This window comes from Nocardia sp. NPDC023852, from assembly GCF_040639505.1.
In the GTDB taxonomy this organism is placed as follows: domain Bacteria; phylum Actinomycetota; class Actinomycetes; order Mycobacteriales; family Mycobacteriaceae; genus Nocardia.
On the sequence record NZ_JBFAAB010000025.1, the window covers coordinates 1 to 17723 of the forward strand.

The following is a 17723-nucleotide window of genomic DNA, read 5'->3' on the forward strand; positions in this document are numbered from 1 at the left end:
GTGGGAGAGTAGGACACCGCCGGAACAACCTTCACGAAGGCCCTCGACACCGTCGAGGGCCTTCGGCATTTCCCAAGCGAAAACCATGTTTCGCAATTCTTGATGGAATTACTGTCGCGACAAGGTCGCTTTGGTTCTCTGCTAACCGACCGAGCCGAGCCGGCGCACGTCAGCCATTGTGCCTGCCCGCTGCCAGTACCGCGGTGACGTCACTTGCGGTCGCGAGGGTGGCCGAAATGAACTCGGCACGTTCGCTTTTCGTCGTAGCGGCGCGCAGCGGGCCGAGCTGGATTTCGTAAGCGGCGTTGCCTGCCGCGTCGAAGACGGGCGCCGCGAGATAGCTCAGGGGCAGCGGGTCGTCGGAATCCAGCTCCGCCCGGGTGAACGGCCGCGAGGTGAGTGCGGCCAGCTGGTGTAAGGCGCGGGCGCGCAGGTGCGGTTGCAACAGCTCGGAGCCGACCGCGCCGAGTAGGTCGGCAAGTAGGTCGACCAACCCCGCGTCATCGGCACGTGGACGGAAGACGGCAACGCTGCGGTCGCGGACGAGCGTGAGCAGCGAACCGGCGATTCGACGGTCCGCGCCCGCAGCGGTGCCCAACCAGGTGTTCTGCTCGCTCGCCGAGCGCCATGGCATGACGCTCGCGCCCGCTGGGAACTGCAACGGAATGCGATGCCCTACCGGAATACCGGGGACGACACGGTCGACGCCGTGCCGAACATCGAGCACCGTGAGCCCATCGGGTTCGATCCGACTGAACGTCGCGCCAGACCCGGTGCGGGCCGCAAGTGCTGCGAGTATCTCGCCGACACCGTTCGGAAGCATGGTGCCGTGCAGCCCGGCCAGAGCGGGGGCGATGCCGTAGCCGCGGGCCTGGTCGCGGATAACCCAACCGGCCGCGTTCAACTCGACCAGGATCGCGGTAGCGGTAGCGCGCGCGATACCGAGCCGCGCGGCGATCCCTGCCACACTGATCGGCTCACCCGAGGCGGCGAGCAGCGACACGATCTCGACGACGCGACGCGTCGGTGGCGAGGCGGATCCTTCCGGCATCGCGGCGACCCCTTGTCTCAGCTCTGGCTGGCGACCTACGATGACGAATATTAGATCATATGGTGTCGAATAGTCGACATCGCGGTGCGTAGGGAGCGTGCATGATTCTGGATCGGTTCAGGATCGACGGACAGGTCGCCATCGTCACGGGAGCAGGTCGCGGCCTTGGGGCGGCGATTGCCTTGGCGTTCGCGGAGGCTGGCGCGGACGTCGTCATCGCCGCACGCACCAAAAGCCAGCTGGAGGAGGTCGCCGAGCAGGTGGCGGCGACCGGACGGCAGGCCCACGTGGCGCCCGCGGACCTGAGTGATGTCGATGCCACGGCGGCCCTCGCGGCAACGGCGGTCGAACGCTTCGGGCGACTGGACATCGTGGTCAACAACGTGGGCGGGGCGCTGCCGTGTCCGTTGCTCGATACAACACCTCAGGCGCTGGCGGACGCGTTCAACTTCAACGTCGTCAACGCGCATGCCCTGGTCCGGGCCGCGGCGCCGCGGATGCTCGAAACCGCCGGTGGCGGCTCCATTCTGAACATCACCTCAACCATGGGACGCCTGCCCGGTCGCGCATTCGCTGCTTACGGCACCGCCAAGGCCGCCCTCGCTCACTACACCAAGCTTGCGGCGCTCGACCTGAATCCACGCATCCGAGTGAACGCGATCGCGCCCGGCTCGATCCTGACCTCCGCGCTCGAGATTGTCGCCGGCAACAAGGCGATGCGCACCGAACTGGAGGCCAAGACCCCACTGCACCGCATCGGCGAACCCGATGACATCGCCGCGGCCGCCCTTTACCTCGTCTCGCCCGCGGGCAAGTACCTCACCGGCAAGATCCTCGAGCCCGACGGCGGCTTGATCATCCCGAACCTCGACTTGCCGATCCCGGACCTGTGACATGACTTGTCGTGTAGTGCAATGGGGCACCGGAAATGTCGGCAGGCATGCGCTCGCCGGCGTCATCGCCAACCCCGACCTGGAATTGACCGGCGTGTGGGTATCCGGAGCCGCGAAAGACGGAATCGATGCGGGAATGCTCGCGGGACTGGATCATTCGGTCGGTGTCGCCGCGACGACCGATGCCGATGCCTTGCTGGCGTCGCGTCCGGACTGCGTCGTCTACTGCTCGATGACCGACAACCGCCTGTTCGAGGCCGTGCAGGATCTGCGGCGCATCCTCGCCGCGGGAGTCAACGTCGTCGCCTGTGCGCCGGTCTTCTTCCAGTACCCCTACGGTGTGCTTCCGGACGACCTGCTCAATCCGGTGCGGGAGGCGGCTGCGCAGGGCAATTCGTCGCTGTGGGTGAACGGCATCGACCCGGGTTTCGCCAACGACCTGCTGCCGCTCGCCCTCGCGGGCACCTGTCTGCGCGTCGATCAGCTGCGCTGCATGGAGATCGTCGACTACGCCAGCTACGACAACCGCGAGGTGATGTTCGACATCATGGGCTTCGGCAAGCCGGTCGACGACATCCCGATGCTGTTACAGCCCGGCGTGCTCGCACTGGCCTGGGGCGGCACGGTCCGTCAGCTTGCCGCGGGAATCGGCGTCACGCTCGATGCTGTCACGGAGACCTACCAGCGGATTCCCGCGCGGGAGCCGTTCGACATCGCCACTGGGCACATTGCTGAAGGCACCGCCGCCGCATTGCGTTTCGAGGTTCGTGGCATGGTCGGCGATGTCCCCGTCACGGTGCTCGAGCATGTCACCAGGCTGCGCCACGACCTGTGCCCCGACTGGCCGCAGCCTGCCCACCCAGCGGGTTCCTACCGGGTCGAGATCACGGGTGAGCCAAGCTACGCGTTGGATCTGGTGACCTCGAGCCGCAACGGCGATCACAACTACGCGACACTGCTCGCCACCGGCATGCGCATTGTCAATGCCGTTCCCGCCGTAGTCGCTGCGCCGGCGGGCATACTCACCGCGCTCGACCTGCCGCTGATTACCGGCCCCGCGGCACGGCCGCCCACTTGATCCGGATGAGGACGTGCGGCGCAACCCGCGCAGCGTACGGCGTCGTTCGAACGCTGGATCCGGATGAGGCGGTGCGGGCGCGACCGGAGCGCGACCGGACGGCCGCGTTCGAGCATGATTGCGTTCGAGCATGATCCAGGAGAGGTCGGGCGGCGCGATGTCGTGCGTCGCTGAATTCGCAGACTCGGACGCGGATGGCCGCGCGCGTCGCTCGAGTGTGCTTACGTGGTGCGTAGCGCTGCCAGTGCCCGCTCGACATCCGTGTCGCTGTTGTAGAGATGGAAGGCGAACCGCAGGCCACCCGCGCGGGCCGAGGCGATCACATGTGCCGTTTCCAGGCGAGGTGCCGCATCGCCGGCGCCGGGAACGACGACGATGGCGGAGCTGGCTTCGACGGGCTTGAAACCGAGCTTGCGCAGTCCATCGCGGAACCGGTCGGCCAGCTCGATGTTGTGCGCGCCGATCTTCTCGACCGTCAGTTCCTCGATCAATGACAGGCCCGCCGTCGCGGCGATGACGCCGAGCCAATCCGGCGTCGCGTCCAGGCGCCGTGCGGTAGTCGGCAGTGCGACGGGATTGTAGAGCTCAGCCCAGCGATCCTCCGCGGCATACCAGCTGGATCCGACCGGTCGCAGCTGGGCAGCGAGTTCGGGCGCCGCGGCGAAGAACGCGACGCTGCGCGCGCCGACGAGCCATTTGAACGAGGCACACACCCAGTAGTCCGCGTCGGCGAAGCGCAACGGCAGCCAGCCCGCGGCCTGGCTGACGTCGACCAGCAGCCGGGTGCCGTTGGCCCGGGTCGTCGCGCGCAGTTCGGCCAGGTCGATGATGCGACCGTCCGCGGACTGGACCACGCTCACCGCCACCAGCGCGGTCTCCGGCCGGACCTGCGCGGCCAACTCGTCCAGCGGGGCGAATCGGACGACGAGGTCGCCGCGGTACACGAAAGGCATGGAGACCGAGGAGAATTCGCCCTCGGCAAGCAGCACCTCGGCGCCCGGCGGCAGTGTGGCGGCCACCGGGGCGATGAGCCCGGCGACTCCGCCGGCGAGCGCGATGTCCTCGGGCGTCGCACCGTCCAGCAGGCGGGCGAACCCCGCGCGCAGTTCAGGCACCAGCTGATCGAGTTCCGTCGGGCCGCCGCGGCCCGCCGCCCAGGTCGCGCTGGCGTCGCGGACCGCGGTCAGCGCTCGCGTGGACGGCAGTCCGTAGGAGGCCGTGTTCAGATAGGTGGTCTCTGGTGTGAATTCGTGCGGCGCTAGGGAGAACATATCCGCAGCATCCGCCGCGATTCCCGGTGCCGTCCAGCGCCACTGGACGAATAGTGGACCGATTCTCCGGCGCAGACCCGCGTCGATACGCTCGCGCCGCCTTCCGGCCATCCGTTGGCGAGCGAGCTCGACCCAGGCGAGCGCAGGTTGGCCCGCATTTGCCGGGTATCGCCGAGATATCCAGGCGACGGCCTAGGGCGGCAATCTACTTCTCAAACGCCCACATGTTGGACAACAGCTGGAAGCTAGGTGTATCGGACAGCGACTGCATAGATTCATAGACCCGCTGGTAGCTGGTCGAGGTGATGCGCCATTGGCCATCGATGTCGCGGCGGTAGGTGTCGGTGTAGTAACCGGCGCCGCGGATCAGGACGCCGTACTGCGTCGCGATCACCGTATCTTCGAAAGCCCATGATCCCGTGGCTGTTTCGCCATCGACGCTGATCTCCGGATGGTTGGCGATGTGGACGGTGACGACCGAGGGGCCGAGATTTTCCCGCATGAACGCGGTGATGGCGTCACGGCCGTCCAGGTTCAGCGGCTCGCCGAGCGCATGGGTGCCATAGCGGCCCGTCGCGTCGACGGTGAGGGTGTCGCCGAACTCCTCCCACCGTTTGAGGTCGAGGGTTCGGAAGTAGCGGTATTTCAGCTGGCGGACGGCTTCGATGGCGTCGAGATCCATCTGTCGAGGGTGGCACGCAGGGGCTCGCAAGACAATAACGTGTTCTATTTATGCCCTTCGGTGCGTGCCATGAAGGGCAATCGGCGCGCCGGTTCGGCCGCACAGCACACCAGCTCGACACATTCGGTGGACATGATCCGGTGGTGCCGTCGGATGGTTCCTGGCGCGCGATGCGGAGGTTGCCAACTTCCTGCCGCTGCTCGCCGAGCGCTACACCCGCGAGTGGCTGAAGGTGCTGGTCGACGCCCAGTGTTCTGGCCAGCGGTCCGGGTAGACGGGTGAGCGTCGCTGTGCGGCGGCGTCGACACACCCACGCGGGCGAGCATCGCCCCCGCAGTCCGGTGCATCGCGATCGGACGAAGCCACGTGGGAACATCCGTAGCCGGGCTTTGTTGTTTACGGCATTTCCGAACGGGGCATTGTGGTGGGACGGCACAAGCGGGTAGGCCGGAAACGTACATACTGGTCGAATTGCTTCTAAGCTCTAGCCGAACGCAGTGTGGAGGTGAGCATGACGGTCGAGGTGGTGACCCATCTCGAGTCCGAAGAGTTGTGGACTGGATCGGGACACGCGGCCACACGGCCCGCGCAGCCCCCGGTATCGATGATTGAGCGAATGACGCTGATACTGGACGCTTTCGATGGCGCGACGCCCACCCTCACCCTCTTAGGCCTCGCCGAACGCACCGGGCTGCCGCGGTCTACGGTGCACCGCATCCTCGACCAGATGATCCGGCTGCGCTGGCTCGCACACACGCCCGGCGGCTACCGGCTCGGCATGCGCACGCTCGAGTTGGGCGGACTTGCCGCCGGCCACAACGAGATTCGTGACGTGGTGAGTCCGATGCTGTACGACCTCTGTCAACGAACCGGCATGGTCGGCCACCTCGGCGTCCTGGACGGGCGCGAGGTGCTGTACCTGGACAAGGCTGGTGGCCGGTGCGCAGCGACCGTTCCCACCCGGCTCGGCGGCCGGATGCCCGCGCACAGCACGGCACTCGGCAAAGCGCTGCTCGCCTCGCTCGAACCGAGCATCGTCGAGGTGTCTTTCCGGGACCGGATCCCGCAACTCACCCCGCGTACCATTTGCGATCGCACCGAACTGCATCGCGAGCTCATGCGTATCCGCCATCGCCAGGGTGTCGCGGTCGACAACGAGGAGTCCGTCCCCGGCATCGGGTGCGTCGCTGTGCCGATTCGTGGGCGCAGCGTTGCGGTGGCCGCTCTGTCGCTGTCGGGCCAGATCGGCGGTGAACGTACGGTGTTGGACACCGCGCGTCTCGGCCGCCTGCTGGTCGAGGCCGCCGACGAGGCTGGGCGTTCGCTGTTCCCGCGTCACGAGCGCTCGCGCTAATTATTCGGTAATCGGCTGCAGCATAGAAGGGTTCGTTGTATCGGCCAGTTCCATCGGCCCGCGCTTCCGACAGCCCTTGGAGGGGTGCTGGTGTTTGTTCCGTCGCGGCACGGGTAAGCGACGAGGGTTGCACCAGAAGGAGGTCCGAGGATGACAGCGGATGATGGCATCGGGAAGTTACGCAGCGTCGTACTGGATTGTCCCGAGCCGCGCGAGCTCGCGAAGTTCTATCGCGGACTGCTCGGCGCCGAACTGCTCGACGGCAACGACGACGACTGGGTCGTCCTTGTCGACGAGTCGGGCCGGCGGATCGCGTTCCAGACGGCGCCGGAGTACAAGCCGCCGCGCTTCCCGGATCCCCACGCGTCGCAGCAGATCCACTTCGACATTTTGGTCGACGACATCGAAGTGGCCCAGGCCAAGGCGATCGCTTTGGGTGCGACTCCGGTCCAGCTGGACACTGACGGCGCCTTCCGCGTCTATGCGGATCCGGTAGGACACACCTTCTGTCTTGTCTGGCTGCCCGACGAGTGACGATCGGCGATCGCTGTGACCTTGCGGTCGCTGTCGGCCGAATCCAACCGCTACTATCCGATGCGCTCCAGGAGCCAGCGCGGCCCGACTGTGTGTGCCTCGAGCGCCTGGACGCGATCGCGCAGTCCGCGATCTGCGGTCACGACAGTGATCGAACGGTCGCTGTCCTCCTCGACGGCTGTCGCTACCACGCCAACGATTGCGTCATCTCCCGAGCCGTCCGCCAGCACGATGCGTAGGCTTTCGAACTCCGGATTCGTCTCGTCAGCAACCGCGGCCTTCGCCGCACCCTCGAGCACGACAACCACCTCGGCCGGGCGCTCCAAGCGCTCGTCCAGCCTCGTCAGCTTCACGAGCAATCGCCCAGCCGCACCGGTACGGTCGCGCCACCAACCATCAGGTCGTGAGCCGACGACATTCGCCGCATCGACCACAATCAGCTGAACCCTGTCATCCGTCACACCCTCAGTCTCCTCCCTCCGGAACGACAGCTGAGCTGAGAAAGGCATCAGCGCTGGCCAATGCTGTGCGGACGTGACCGCCGCTGGCCTTCTGGTGTCAACGACGCCGTCGCCGAGCGCCACGGCCGAGGTCGGACACCCTTTTTGTCGAATCACCGATATGACCCGTCATTTTGTGTTCTGCTCGAATGGTGAGCCAAGTCCACTTGGGGCACATCTATCACATTGCCGGGCGTCCCGTTGCCGACGATGCGGTTGATGCTCTGGTCTCTGTGCCGGACGGCGCTTTGGCAATCGGTGACGACGGTCGGATCGGCTACTGTGGTAGTCGCGACGAGGTCCCGTCCGACTACCGCGACGGAAAGGCGTTCGATCACCGTCCAGGATTTCTTCTTCCTGGTTTCGTCGACACCCATATTCATTTTCCGCAGACCTTCGCCGGCGACGCGTACGGCGGTGGTCAACTGCTGGATTGGCTCAATCTCTGCATGTACCCCGCGGAATCTCGGTATGCCGAACCCGACTTCGCGCAGCAGGCGGCAGTCGAATTCTGCGCGCGACGTATCGCGGCGGGAACAACCGCGGCGCTGGTCTTCGGGTCGGCCTTTCCGCACGCGCAGGACGCGTTGTTCACCGAGACGCTACGGCACGGTTTGCGGATGGTCAGTGGCCGCGGTATCCAGACGACGGGAGAGGAATCCGCAGCGCCCCTGATCACCTCCGAGGAAGACGCCCTCAGGTTGACGAGGGAGGAGATCGATAAATGGCATGCCGCCGACACCGGTGACGTCGACACGGCGCTCTTGCATGTGGCTGTCATTCCTCGCTTTTCGCTATCGGTGACGCGTGAGACACTGAAGAACCTCGGTGAACTATATGATTCGGTGCGCGACCGCGGCGTCTATTTCCACAGCCACCTCAACGAGAACAATCGCCCTGGAACCGGTGAGGTCGAAACCACCAAGCAGGTCTACCGAGTCGATGCGTACCTCGACACCTATGACGGGAAGTTTCTGGCAGGCTCGGCCGAGGGTGGCAAGAGTCTGCTCGGTCGGCGCAGCATCCTCGCGCATTGTGTGCACTGTCAAGACATCGAACTCCAGCGGATGGCGGAGACCGGCACTTCGGTCGCACACTGTCCTGTATCGCAACAGTTTCTGGGATCCGGCACGATGCCGTGGAAACGGACGATCGCGTCGGGAGTCAACGTGGCCGCGGGAACCGACTTCGGCGGGGGCGACGAATGGCTGATCCCGCAGGTGTTGTCGGCCGCGTTCAAGGTCCATATCTCCGAGCCGGGTGACGACGGTGTGTCGATGCACCCGGCGGAAATGCTGTTCACCGGTACGCTGGCCGGCGCGCGCGCTCTCGACATGGAAAGTCGATTCGGGAATTTCGACCTCGGCAAGGAAGCCGATTTCATCGTCGTCGAACCGGCACGCTGGCCGGCGTCGGCGGCTGCGTTGGCGCGGGGGATTCGTTCCGAGGACCCCACATCAGCGCGGGATCAGACGTTGTTCGCACTGCTGATGGGTATGCGCGAACCCGCGATCTCGGAGGTCTACGTGCGGGGCCATCGCATCGACGGCGTCTAGAGGCATGCCGATGACAGCTACCGCAACCGCCGTAACCGTCTTTCACCATCCGTCGGACCGCGCGGGATTTCATGCTTGGCTGGCGGGGATGGCCGAAATCGCCGAAGCCGCAGAGGGATTCGTGGATTCATCCGTTGCGGTGCGTAATGGTCCGGAGCTCGAATCGGGTTTCAGTGTCACGTTCCGATCCGAACGGGCAGTGCACGATTTTCTGGACTCGACCGACAGGGCGCGCTTGCTGGTCGAAGGCGAGTCGCTCGGGTTTCGACGCAAGAGTGCGGACCTGATCATCGTCGAAGGTGGATTGCCGCCTGCGGGGATCGGCGTGTTTCGGCACAGCGTCGCCCGCGGAAAGGAAAACGAATTCGCGGCGACGGAATCGCGCTTGGTCGCGTCGAGTTCCACTTTTTCCGGATTCGAGGGCGCCGCCCTTTTCCCCATGAGCGAAGCGGGGCAATGGCTTTCGGTGCTCCGATTCCGAACGGGACATCAACTGTCGGATTGGATGCACTCGGAGGAACGCGCCGCCGTCCTGCCGGAATTGCGCTCGGAGTTGACCGAGGATTTCACGGTCGATGCCCACACCACACCGTTCGGGTCCACGCTCCGAACAGTCGACGGCGAGACCCGAATCACGCCGACGTGGAAGATCGCCATGTTGGTGCTGTTGGTGCTATATCCGACGGTGATGACATTGTCGAGGTTTCTCGGCCCGGTGCTGGACGAGATCGGAGCGGAGCCTTGGTTGGCGATGTGGCTGAGCCAGATCGTCAGCGTCGCATTGATGAGTTGGTTCTTGTCGCCTGCGGTCGCAGCATGCTTCCGGCGGTGGCTCGATCCGATCGACGGTGCGGGGTGGCGAATCAGTGCCGTCGGAGCCGCGGTGGTTGTTGGGGTCTACGCCCTGACGCTGCTGTTGTTCGCGTCCGTGCAGTGGCTGCAGTACTGGGATTACAACTGACGCCGGCTTGCTTCGGTGCGCAACGCAGACTTGCCCTCGCCGCGGTTGTGACCCTAGCGGTCAGGCGAGTTTCGCGGCCAGCGCCCGCCCAGCGGCTCGGCCGGAGAAGATGCAGCCGCCGAGGAAGGTGCCCTCCAGGGCGTTGTAGCCGTGCACGCCGCCGCCGCCGAATCCGGCGACCTCGCCTGCGGCGTACAGGCCGGGGAACGCGGTGCCGTCCGGCCTGATCACCTGGGAGGCCAGGTTGGTTTGCAAGCCGCCCAGGGTTTTCCGGGTCAGGATGTTGAGCCGGACCGCGATCAGCGGACCGGCTGTCGGATCGAGGATGCGGTGTGGTTTGGCGACCCGGCCCGCCTTGTCGCCGATATACCGGCGGGCGTTGGTGATCGCCATCAGCTGGCCGTCCTTGGTGTACTTGTTGGCCAGTTCCCGATCCCGGGCGACTATCTGGCGTTCCAGGTCGTCGTAGTCGAGCCGCGGGAGGTGTCCGTCGATCCCGGCCCGCCCGATCTTGTTCATGCCGTCGACCAGCTCACGCAGCGTGTCCGCGACGACGAAGTCGACACCGTGGCGCTTGAACGCCTCCACCGGGCCCGGCGCTCCTTTGGCGACCCGGCTCTTCAGCGTCAGCGTGAGGTCCTTGCCGGTGATGTCCGGGTTCTGCTCCGAGCCCGACAGTGCGAACTCCTTCTCGATGATCGACTGTGTGAGCACGAACCAGGAGTAGTCGTAGCCGGACTTCAGGATCTCCTTCATCGTGGTGTTGGTGTCGAATCCGGGGAAACAGGGTGCGGGCAGCCGCTTTCCGCTCGCGGCGAACCACAGTGAGGACGGGCCCGGGATGATCCGGATTGCGTGGTCGGGCCAGATCGGGTCCCAGTTGACGATGCCCTCGGTGTAGTGCCACATGCGGTCCCGGTTGACGATAGCGCCGCCCGCCGCCTCGGTGATACCCAGCATCCGTCCGTCTACGTGGGCGGGCACACCGGAGATCATCGTTTCCGGGCACGGGCCGAGCCGCTCGGTCGGCCAGTTGCGGCGGATCAGCTCGTGGTTGTGGCCGATCCCGCCGGATGACACGATCACCGCCTTCGCGCGGAACTCGAAGTCGCCCACCTTGTTTCGGGACGAAGCCTTGCCGCGTTCGAGATCGGTGTCCTCCAGAACGGTGCCGCGCACGCCGACCACCGCGTCGTTCTCTACGATCAGCTCGTCCACCTGGTGGCGGAAGCTGAAGTCGACCAGCCCGCGCCGCTCGCCCTCGAGCACCGGCTCGGCGAACACCCGCACCACCTCGGGGCCGGTGCCCCAGGTGAGGTGGAAGCGCGGCACCGAGTTGCCGTGTCCGTCCGCGAATCCGCCGCCGCGCTCGGCCCAGCCGACCAGCGGTGTCACGCGCAAGCCGAGGTCCCGCAGATAGTCGCGCTTCTCGGTGGCGGCGAACCGCACGTATGCTTGCGCCCACTGCCGCGCCCACAGGTCCTCGTCATCGCGGTCGAACCCGGCAGAGCCGAGCCAGTCCTGCAACGCGAGATCGTAAGAATCTTTGATGCCGAGACGGCGTTGCTCGGGACTGTCGACGAAGAACAGCCCGCCGAGCGACCAGTACGCCTGACCGCCGAGATTGTTGCGGTTCTCCTGATCGAGCACATGGACGGTGTGGCCGGCCTTGACCAACTCGTGCGTGGCGACCAGGCCGGCCAGCCCGGCGCCGACGACGATGACGTCCGCGTTCTCTGCCACATCGGGACTGCTGTGGGGCATGTTCATCCTTCGGTTGCGGTGCTGTAGGCCAGCACGATGTGGTGGAAGAGTTCGGTGCGCCGCCTGCGGACGACGCGGCTGTCCGGCTCCATCAGGACCTGCACGCTGGTGCCGTCGTGGACGGCGATGAGCGCCTGGCCGAACGCGTCCGGGTCCGGCACGGTGCGCCCGCCGCGGCCGAGCGCGGCGACGATCGTCGGCATGAGGGCCGTGATGATCGCCTCCTCGCGTGCGGCCATCACTTGACGCAGAGCGGGTGTGCGCAGGGCGTGCGCGGTGAACTCCGCCGTGATCCGGTACCAGCCGTCGTCGACCGGGACTGCCCGCTCCAGCTGTTCGACCGCTGTGCGGACATCGTCGGTGCTGCCCTGGGTTGCTATGTCATCGAGGATGGTGCCGGCGTCGGCGAGCATAACCGCCGAGCGTTGTTCCCACATGGCCAGAAACAGCTCGTCCAGCGAGCTGAAGTTGGAGTAGAACGCGCCACGGGTGAATCCGGCCCGTTCGCATACCCGCTCGACGGTAGCGCGACCGAACCCCTCTTCGGCGAAAGCCTCGTAGGCGGCGGTGAGCAGCCGATTCCGGGTCTCGCTGCGGCGGCGGGTGACCCGGGTGGGTGCGGCCTGCGCGGTATCGGACACCACCGTGAACCTCCTCGGATCGGGCTGATCGCAGCCATCAGATTCACGGCCATCAGATACAGAAGTGTATTCAATACGAAAATGTATCAGAGTTGGGTGCCGCGACGGTGCGAGACCGCCGAGTAAGGTGGGCTGGGCGCCCGGCCCTCGTCGGGATGTCCCGTCCGTGTCGAGTCGATCGGTGCGAGGTGATCCGATGAGCGAGGTACCGGGCGGAAGTGCGTCGATGCTCTGCTGGCAGGTGCGCAGACCGGGCCCGATCAATAGCGGGCCGATGGACAAGGTGCGCACGGCCGTTCCAGGACCGGCGCCGGGCGAGCTGCTGGTGCGCGTGCTCGCCTGCGGTGTGTGCCGGACCGACCTGCATGTGGCGGAGGGAGACCTTCCGGTGCACCGTGCGGGTGTGGTGCCTGGGCATGAGGTCGTCGGTGAAGTGATCGCGCTCGGGTCGGCGACCGCGGGGGAGGGGTTCGCGGTCGGGGATCGGGTCGGCATCGCCTGGCTGCGGCACACCTGCGGAGGCTGCAAGTTCTGTCTGCGTGGTGCCGAAAACCTTTGTCCACGTGCATCTTATACAGGCTGGGATGCCGACGGCGGGTACGCCGAATTCGCCTGCGTACCTGCCGGCTACGCGCTGCGCCTACCGGAAGGCTACTCCGATGCCGACGCCGCGCCGTTGCTGTGCGCGGGCATCATCGGATACCGGGCACTGCGGCGGGCGAGTCTGCCGCGCGCCGGACGGCTCGGGATCTACGGCTTCGGCGGCAGCGCCCACATCGCGGCCCAGATTGCGTCCGCGCAGGGGGCTGAGGTGCACGTGATGACGCGCGACGCCGCCGCACGCGAGCTGGCGACCGCGCTGGGTGCGGCCTCGGTACAGGGTGCCGCCGATCCGCCTCCGGTGCGGCTGGATTCGGCGATCTTGTTCGCGCCGGTCGGTGACCTGGTGCTCCCCGCACTGGAGGCGCTCGATCGCGGCGGCGTCCTCGCCATCGCGGGTATTCATCTCAGCGACATCCCGTCACTGAACTACCAGCGGCATCTGTTCCAGGAGCGACAGATTCGCTCCGTAACCGCCAACACGCGCGTCGACGCCCATGAATTCCTCGAGCTCGCGGGCGAACGCCGGATACACCTCACCACGCGCGGGTACTCCCTCGATACAGCCGATCGCGCGCTGAACGACCTCGCCCACGGAAGGTTTACTGGCGCAGCGGTTCTCATTCCATAGGAAAAGCGCCGCAGGACACGATTCGGCGCTGACCGTTGCGTGCGGGAGTCGCTTGTGCCGGGATCACTGCTTCTGACTCGGGTGGATCGATACGAAGCTGCCCTATCTAGCGGTCTCCAAGTGAATCGACGCGATTGCCCACCTCCAGTGCCCGGGACCCCGTGCCCTATGACGAGAAGCGCGCACCTACCACTGCAATCCCGGTACGATGCGCGCGACGCGCGCCGCGGGGCCGGGGAGGGCCATGAGCGGCAGGATGACCGGGGCGAGCACAGCGAGGGGGCTGCGGCTCTGCCGCGCGTCCGGGGCGGCTGGCTGCTTGGTCGTGGAGTCGGTGCTGCCTTGTGCCGCATGGGATTCCCCGAACAGACGGAAGCCCTGGTGCATGATCTGACGCTTCACCGACGGCATCAGCAGCTCGACCGCTTGGGCGAAAGTGCCGACGGGGGTGTCGATCCGATGCGGGCGGTCCTCCAGTGCGCGAATCACGATGGCGGCCGCCTGCTCCGGGTCGGGAACCGGAATCGCGCGGTACAGGTCGGTCGGCGCGATCATCGGTGTGCGCACCAGCGGCATCCGCACCGAGGTGAAGGTGATTCCGGCATCGCGGTTCTCGACCGCCGCGATCTCGCTGAAGTTGTCCAGTGCCGACTTGCTCGCCACATACGCGGCGAACCGGGGCACCTTGGTCTGCACCGCGATCGAGGAGATGTTGACCACATGCCCGAAGTGGCGTGCCCGCATGGACGGAAGCAATCCGAGAATGAGCCGCACAGCGCCGAAGTAGTTCACCGCCATGGTGCGCTCGAAATCGTGCATCCGATCGGTCGAGTTCAGCACCGAACGACGGATCGAGCGGCCGGCGTTGTTCACCAGGTAGTCGACGTGACCGTGGTCGTCGAGCACGCACTGCACGAGCTTCTCGACCGCATCGGAGTCGGTGATGTCGCAGGGATAGGAATGTGCCACACCGCCCTCCGCGCGCACCGCGTCGGCGGCGGCGGCCAAGTCGTCATGTCCGCGGGCGACCATGAGTACCGTGGCGCCGCGCCGGGCGACCGCGTGCGCGGTGGCAAGACCGATTCCGGAAGAGGCGCCCGTGATGAGAACGACCCGGCCGGCGAGCGGATCACCGGTGAAGGAAATGCGGCCGCGCTGCGGATCGAGATGGTCGCGCCAGTAATGCCACAGGTGCTCGGCGTAGCTGTCGAACGACGGCACGGTGAGGCCCGCACTGCGCAACTGTGCGCGGGTGGAGTCGCTGATGAACTCGGCCGAGAACGACGTGTGCGGCGCCACCTCGGCCGGTATGCCCAACTGCTCCAAGAGGAAATCGCGCACAGCAGGGACGCCGGGGATGTGCGCGAGCCCACTGAGCGCGAGGCCGCTACCGGGCACCGTGCCGACTCCGGTCGGTGCGCCCGCCGCGGTGGCCAGTGCACCGTAGATCTCGCTGAACGGCTGTGGCTCCGGGTTGACCAGGTGGAAGGTGCGTCCGTCCAGGCCGGGGCGGCGGACCAGCTCGACCATGGCGGCGGAGACGTAATCGACCGGGACGATATTGGTCGCGCCGAGATCGGGCAGCGGCATCGGCAGGTCGGTCGGCAGCGCGCCGAGCTTGGCGATGGCGGCGAAGAAATAGTAGGGGCCGTCAATCTTGTCCATCTCGCCGGTGTGGGAATCGCCCACGATGATCGCGGGCCGGTACACCCGCCAGCGCGCACCGCGCGACTCGCGAACAAGCTTCTCAGCGGCGAATTTTGTGCGGTGATACGGCGAGGTCAGCTGCTGTCCGAGATCGAAGTCCTCTTCGAAGAACTTGCCTTTGTGATCGCCCGCCACCGCGACGGAGGAGACGTGGTGCAGTACCGCGTCCAACTCGCGGGCCAGCGACAGGACCGAGCGCGTGCCCGCGACGTTGGCGGCGTGCGCGGTGTCCTCGTCGGCGGTCATGTCGTAGACGGCGCCCAGATGGATGATGTGGTCGGCCGCCGGCGCTTCGCAAGCCAGGCCGAGCCCGTCGGCGGTGAGGTCACCGATCAGCGCGAAGACGCGCTCGCCGCCACGCCAACCTGCTGCGAGCTCGGTGAATTTTGCCAGCGACGCCTCGCGCACCAGCACGTGCACGATCGCCTCGGGATCGCGATCCAGGAGATCCTGCACAACCCGCCGGCCCAAAAATCCGGTACCGCCTGTAACGATGTAGGAGGCCATCGCCCTCTCCTGCCGTTCGCTCGAAATATGTTGTCGCACAAGTCATCCAGCATGCGGCAGTGGATGCGGAAAGCTTCGATTCGGCCCCCATGACAGTCCGTCGAGCCGAAAGTAGGAACACCTTCGTCCTGACTTGTTACTGAACAGTAACCGACAGTGCGTGATGCGAGCAAGCGATCATGGTCCGGTTCAACTGTGGCAATGGTCACCGTCTGCCCAGGTCAAAGGGTGTGTGTTACAAAGATTTCCAGTTATCTTGATTCCGGTCGAGTATCCAGCAACCTGGCGGCGTTCGGTGTCGCTACTTCTTCTCGACCCGGGCGGGCGGCGTCTGCAGCGGCGGCTTGTCGCGGAGGAACGTTTCGAAGGCGTCCAAATCCGTCGGGCCCGTGGCATTGTCGATGCCCTCGGCGAAAACGGTGAAACCGTCGCCGCCGGAGGCCAGGAAGCTGTTGGTGGCGATGCGGTAGGCGGCGACCCGGTTGAGCGGCTTTCCCGCGACGCGGACGCTGTCGGCGATCACCTTCGTGCCCGTGGGGGCCGCATCGGAATAGGTGTAGGTGATGCCGGCGGGGGACAGGACAGTCGGCTTGCTCGTGTTGTCCCACTGCTGTTCGAGCAGGCGCAGGATCTGAGTGCCGGTGAGCGTGCGCGTGACGACCTGGTTGCCGAACGGCTGAATGGCGAAGATATCGCCGTAGGTGATCGGGCCCGCCTCGAGATCGGCGCGCACACCCCCGGGATTCATGAACGCGGCGACGGCCCCGGCGGGGCCCTTGGTGACCGACAGCATGGAATCGGCGATCACGTCGCCGAGCGGTGAGGTGCCCGCAGGGCCCGGTTCGTGCGGCAGGGCGTCCGCAGTCCCGCCGACGACGCGGTCGGCGCGGGAACGGGACTGCTCGGTGAAGAAGTCGATGAGCGCGTTCGCCGAGGCGTCCGGTGTGACTTCGCGTGACACTACTCGGTTGATCGCGGAAGCCCGCACCTCGTCGGCGCCGAAGCGCAGGGTGATGTCGGTGATGAGCCGCCCGTACGAAGCGGCCTGGGTGACCACCTTCCCGCCGATCGTGCAGACGTAGGGCTGATGGCTGTGGCCGGTGATCACCGCGCGCACCGCTTGGTCGACCCGTTCGGCAAGCCCGGTGACGTTCGGCGAGATGTCGGCGCACCCGTTGTAGTCGAGTGGTGCATCCTTGCCCGGTCGCTGGGCGCCACCGTCGTGTATCAGGGCCACGATCGCCTCCGCGCCGGCCGCCTGCATCTCTGGCACGTAGCGGTTGACGTCGTCGGCTTCGTCGCCGAAGGTGTAGCCGCGAATACCGTCGGGTAGAACGATATTCGCCGTGTCGGGCGTGACCGTCCCCACTATGCCGATCTTGTGCCCGCCCACCGGGAGCAACATCCACGGGCGCAGCGCGGGCGGCAGGTGGCCCTGCGCGTCCGTGACGTTCGCGGCCAGATATGGGAATCTCGCGCCCGTGAACGGCGCGCCGGGGGAGCAGGCGTCCGGGGCGCAACCGCCCTGTTGAATTCGCCCCAATTCCAATACACCGTCGTCGAATTCGTGGTTGCCCACCGCCGACGCGGCCACCCCCACGTTGTTCATAAAGGTGACAGTCGGCTCGTCGTGGAACAGCCCGGAGATCAGGGGGCTGGCACCGATGTTGTCTCCGGCCGCTACCACGGCGCTCACCGGATACGCGGCCTGCAAGCGCCTCAGGTGGGTGGCCAGATACGCCGCCCCGCCCGCGTCATAGCCCGCGATCTTTCCGGTCGGCCCGCCCGGCGGCTGCAAGTTTCCGTGCAGGTCGTTGAAGCCGAACAGGTGCACCTCGTCAGGGTGCGCCGCGGGCAGATCATTCGTCGAAACCAACGGCACCACTCGCGGGGCCGTCGAGGAGGCAGGTCCCCCGCCGGCATCCGTCCGACCGCATCCCCCGACCAGACCCACAAGACCGACAAGAATTATCGCGATGCGACGGCCCGCTCT

General features: G+C 66.2%; 15 protein-coding genes. 7 read left to right on the forward strand and 8 right to left on the reverse strand.

Annotated features, from left to right (window positions below; genetic code table 11):
• Nucleotides 1-169: 169 nt before the first annotated feature.
• Nucleotides 170-1051, reverse strand: a complete 882-nt coding sequence (locus tag AB0H00_RS26005; protein ID WP_357271187.1) for a helix-turn-helix domain-containing protein — start codon at nt 1049-1051, stop codon at nt 170-172.
• A 101-nt stretch (nt 1052-1152) separates the two neighbouring features.
• Here AB0H00_RS26005 and AB0H00_RS26010 point away from each other — a divergent pair, with 101 nt between their 5' ends.
• Both AB0H00_RS26010 and AB0H00_RS26015 read left to right on the forward strand, forming a co-directional pair.
• A complete protein-coding gene (locus AB0H00_RS26010) occupies nt 1153-1944 on the forward strand; it encodes an SDR family oxidoreductase (RefSeq protein ID WP_357271190.1) in 792 nt (263 codons plus the stop codon).
• 1 nt (nt 1945) lies between these two features.
• Nucleotides 1946-3022 (forward strand): diacylglycerol kinase, encoded by a 1077-nt coding sequence (locus AB0H00_RS26015; RefSeq protein ID WP_357271193.1) that lies wholly within the window; start codon nt 1946-1948, stop codon nt 3020-3022.
• Between the two features lie 221 nt (nt 3023-3243).
• Here the strand turns inward: AB0H00_RS26015 and AB0H00_RS26020 are convergent, their stop codons facing one another.
• Together AB0H00_RS26020 and AB0H00_RS26025 are read right to left on the reverse strand one after the other, a co-directional pair.
• Complete coding sequence (locus AB0H00_RS26020; RefSeq protein ID WP_357271196.1) at nt 3244-4293, reverse strand: aminotransferase class V-fold PLP-dependent enzyme; 1050 nt, start codon at nt 4291-4293, stop codon at nt 3244-3246.
• Nucleotides 4294-4498: 205 nt separating this feature from the next.
• Nucleotides 4499-4975: a nuclear transport factor 2 family protein gene (locus AB0H00_RS26025; protein ID WP_357271199.1), complete on the reverse strand. Its 477-nt coding sequence runs from the start codon at nt 4973-4975 to the stop codon at nt 4499-4501.
• Between the two features lie 511 nt (nt 4976-5486).
• Between AB0H00_RS26025 and AB0H00_RS26030 the strand changes: the two genes are divergently transcribed.
• Together AB0H00_RS26030 and AB0H00_RS26035 are read left to right on the forward strand one after the other, a co-directional pair.
• Nucleotides 5487-6329, forward strand: coding sequence for an IclR family transcriptional regulator (locus AB0H00_RS26030; RefSeq protein ID WP_357271202.1), 843 nt, complete (start codon nt 5487-5489; stop codon nt 6327-6329).
• Nucleotides 6330-6479: 150 nt separating this feature from the next.
• Nucleotides 6480-6863 (forward strand): VOC family protein, encoded by a 384-nt coding sequence (locus AB0H00_RS26035; protein WP_357271205.1) that lies wholly within the window; start codon nt 6480-6482, stop codon nt 6861-6863.
• A 53-nt stretch (nt 6864-6916) separates the two neighbouring features.
• On the opposite strand, the gene AB0H00_RS26040 is transcribed toward AB0H00_RS26035, so the two are convergent.
• Nucleotides 6917-7324, reverse strand: a complete 408-nt coding sequence (locus AB0H00_RS26040) for a hypothetical protein (RefSeq protein ID WP_357271208.1) — start codon at nt 7322-7324, stop codon at nt 6917-6919.
• 188 nt (nt 7325-7512) lie between these two features.
• Here AB0H00_RS26040 and AB0H00_RS26045 point away from each other — a divergent pair, with 188 nt between their 5' ends.
• Nucleotides 7513-8919 carry an amidohydrolase family protein gene (locus AB0H00_RS26045; protein ID WP_357271211.1) on the forward strand — a complete coding sequence of 469 codons (1407 nt, stop codon included), beginning with the start codon at nt 7513-7515 and terminating at the stop codon, nt 8917-8919.
• Between the two features lie 10 nt (nt 8920-8929).
• Nucleotides 8930-9880, forward strand: coding sequence for an antibiotic biosynthesis monooxygenase (locus tag AB0H00_RS26050; protein WP_357271213.1), 951 nt, complete (start codon nt 8930-8932; stop codon nt 9878-9880).
• 60 nt (nt 9881-9940) lie between these two features.
• Here the strand turns inward: AB0H00_RS26050 and AB0H00_RS26055 are convergent, their stop codons facing one another.
• Both AB0H00_RS26055 and AB0H00_RS26060 read right to left on the reverse strand, forming a co-directional pair.
• Nucleotides 9941-11650 (reverse strand): FAD-binding dehydrogenase, encoded by a 1710-nt coding sequence (locus AB0H00_RS26055; RefSeq protein WP_357271216.1) that lies wholly within the window; start codon nt 11648-11650, stop codon nt 9941-9943.
• Nucleotides 11647-12288, reverse strand: coding sequence for a TetR/AcrR family transcriptional regulator (locus AB0H00_RS26060; RefSeq protein WP_357271219.1), 642 nt, complete (start codon nt 12286-12288; stop codon nt 11647-11649). Before AB0H00_RS26060 ends, AB0H00_RS26055 begins: the two co-directional genes overlap by 4 nt.
• A gap of 223 nt (nt 12289-12511) precedes the next feature.
• On the opposite strand from AB0H00_RS26060, the gene AB0H00_RS26065 reads away from it, so the two are divergent.
• Nucleotides 12512-13516 carry a zinc-binding alcohol dehydrogenase family protein gene (locus tag AB0H00_RS26065; protein ID WP_357271384.1) on the forward strand — a complete coding sequence of 335 codons (1005 nt, stop codon included), beginning with the start codon at nt 12512-12514 and terminating at the stop codon, nt 13514-13516.
• Between the two features lie 186 nt (nt 13517-13702).
• Here the strand turns inward: AB0H00_RS26065 and AB0H00_RS26070 are convergent, their stop codons facing one another.
• On the reverse strand, nt 13703-15730 hold the full coding sequence (locus AB0H00_RS26070) for an SDR family oxidoreductase (protein WP_357271222.1): 2028 nt from the start codon (nt 15728-15730) through the stop codon (nt 13703-13705).
• Between the two features lie 301 nt (nt 15731-16031).
• Nucleotides 16032-17612, reverse strand: a complete 1581-nt coding sequence (locus AB0H00_RS26075) for a 5'-nucleotidase C-terminal domain-containing protein (RefSeq protein WP_357271387.1) — start codon at nt 17610-17612, stop codon at nt 16032-16034.
• Nucleotides 17613-17723: the final 111 nt, after the last annotated feature.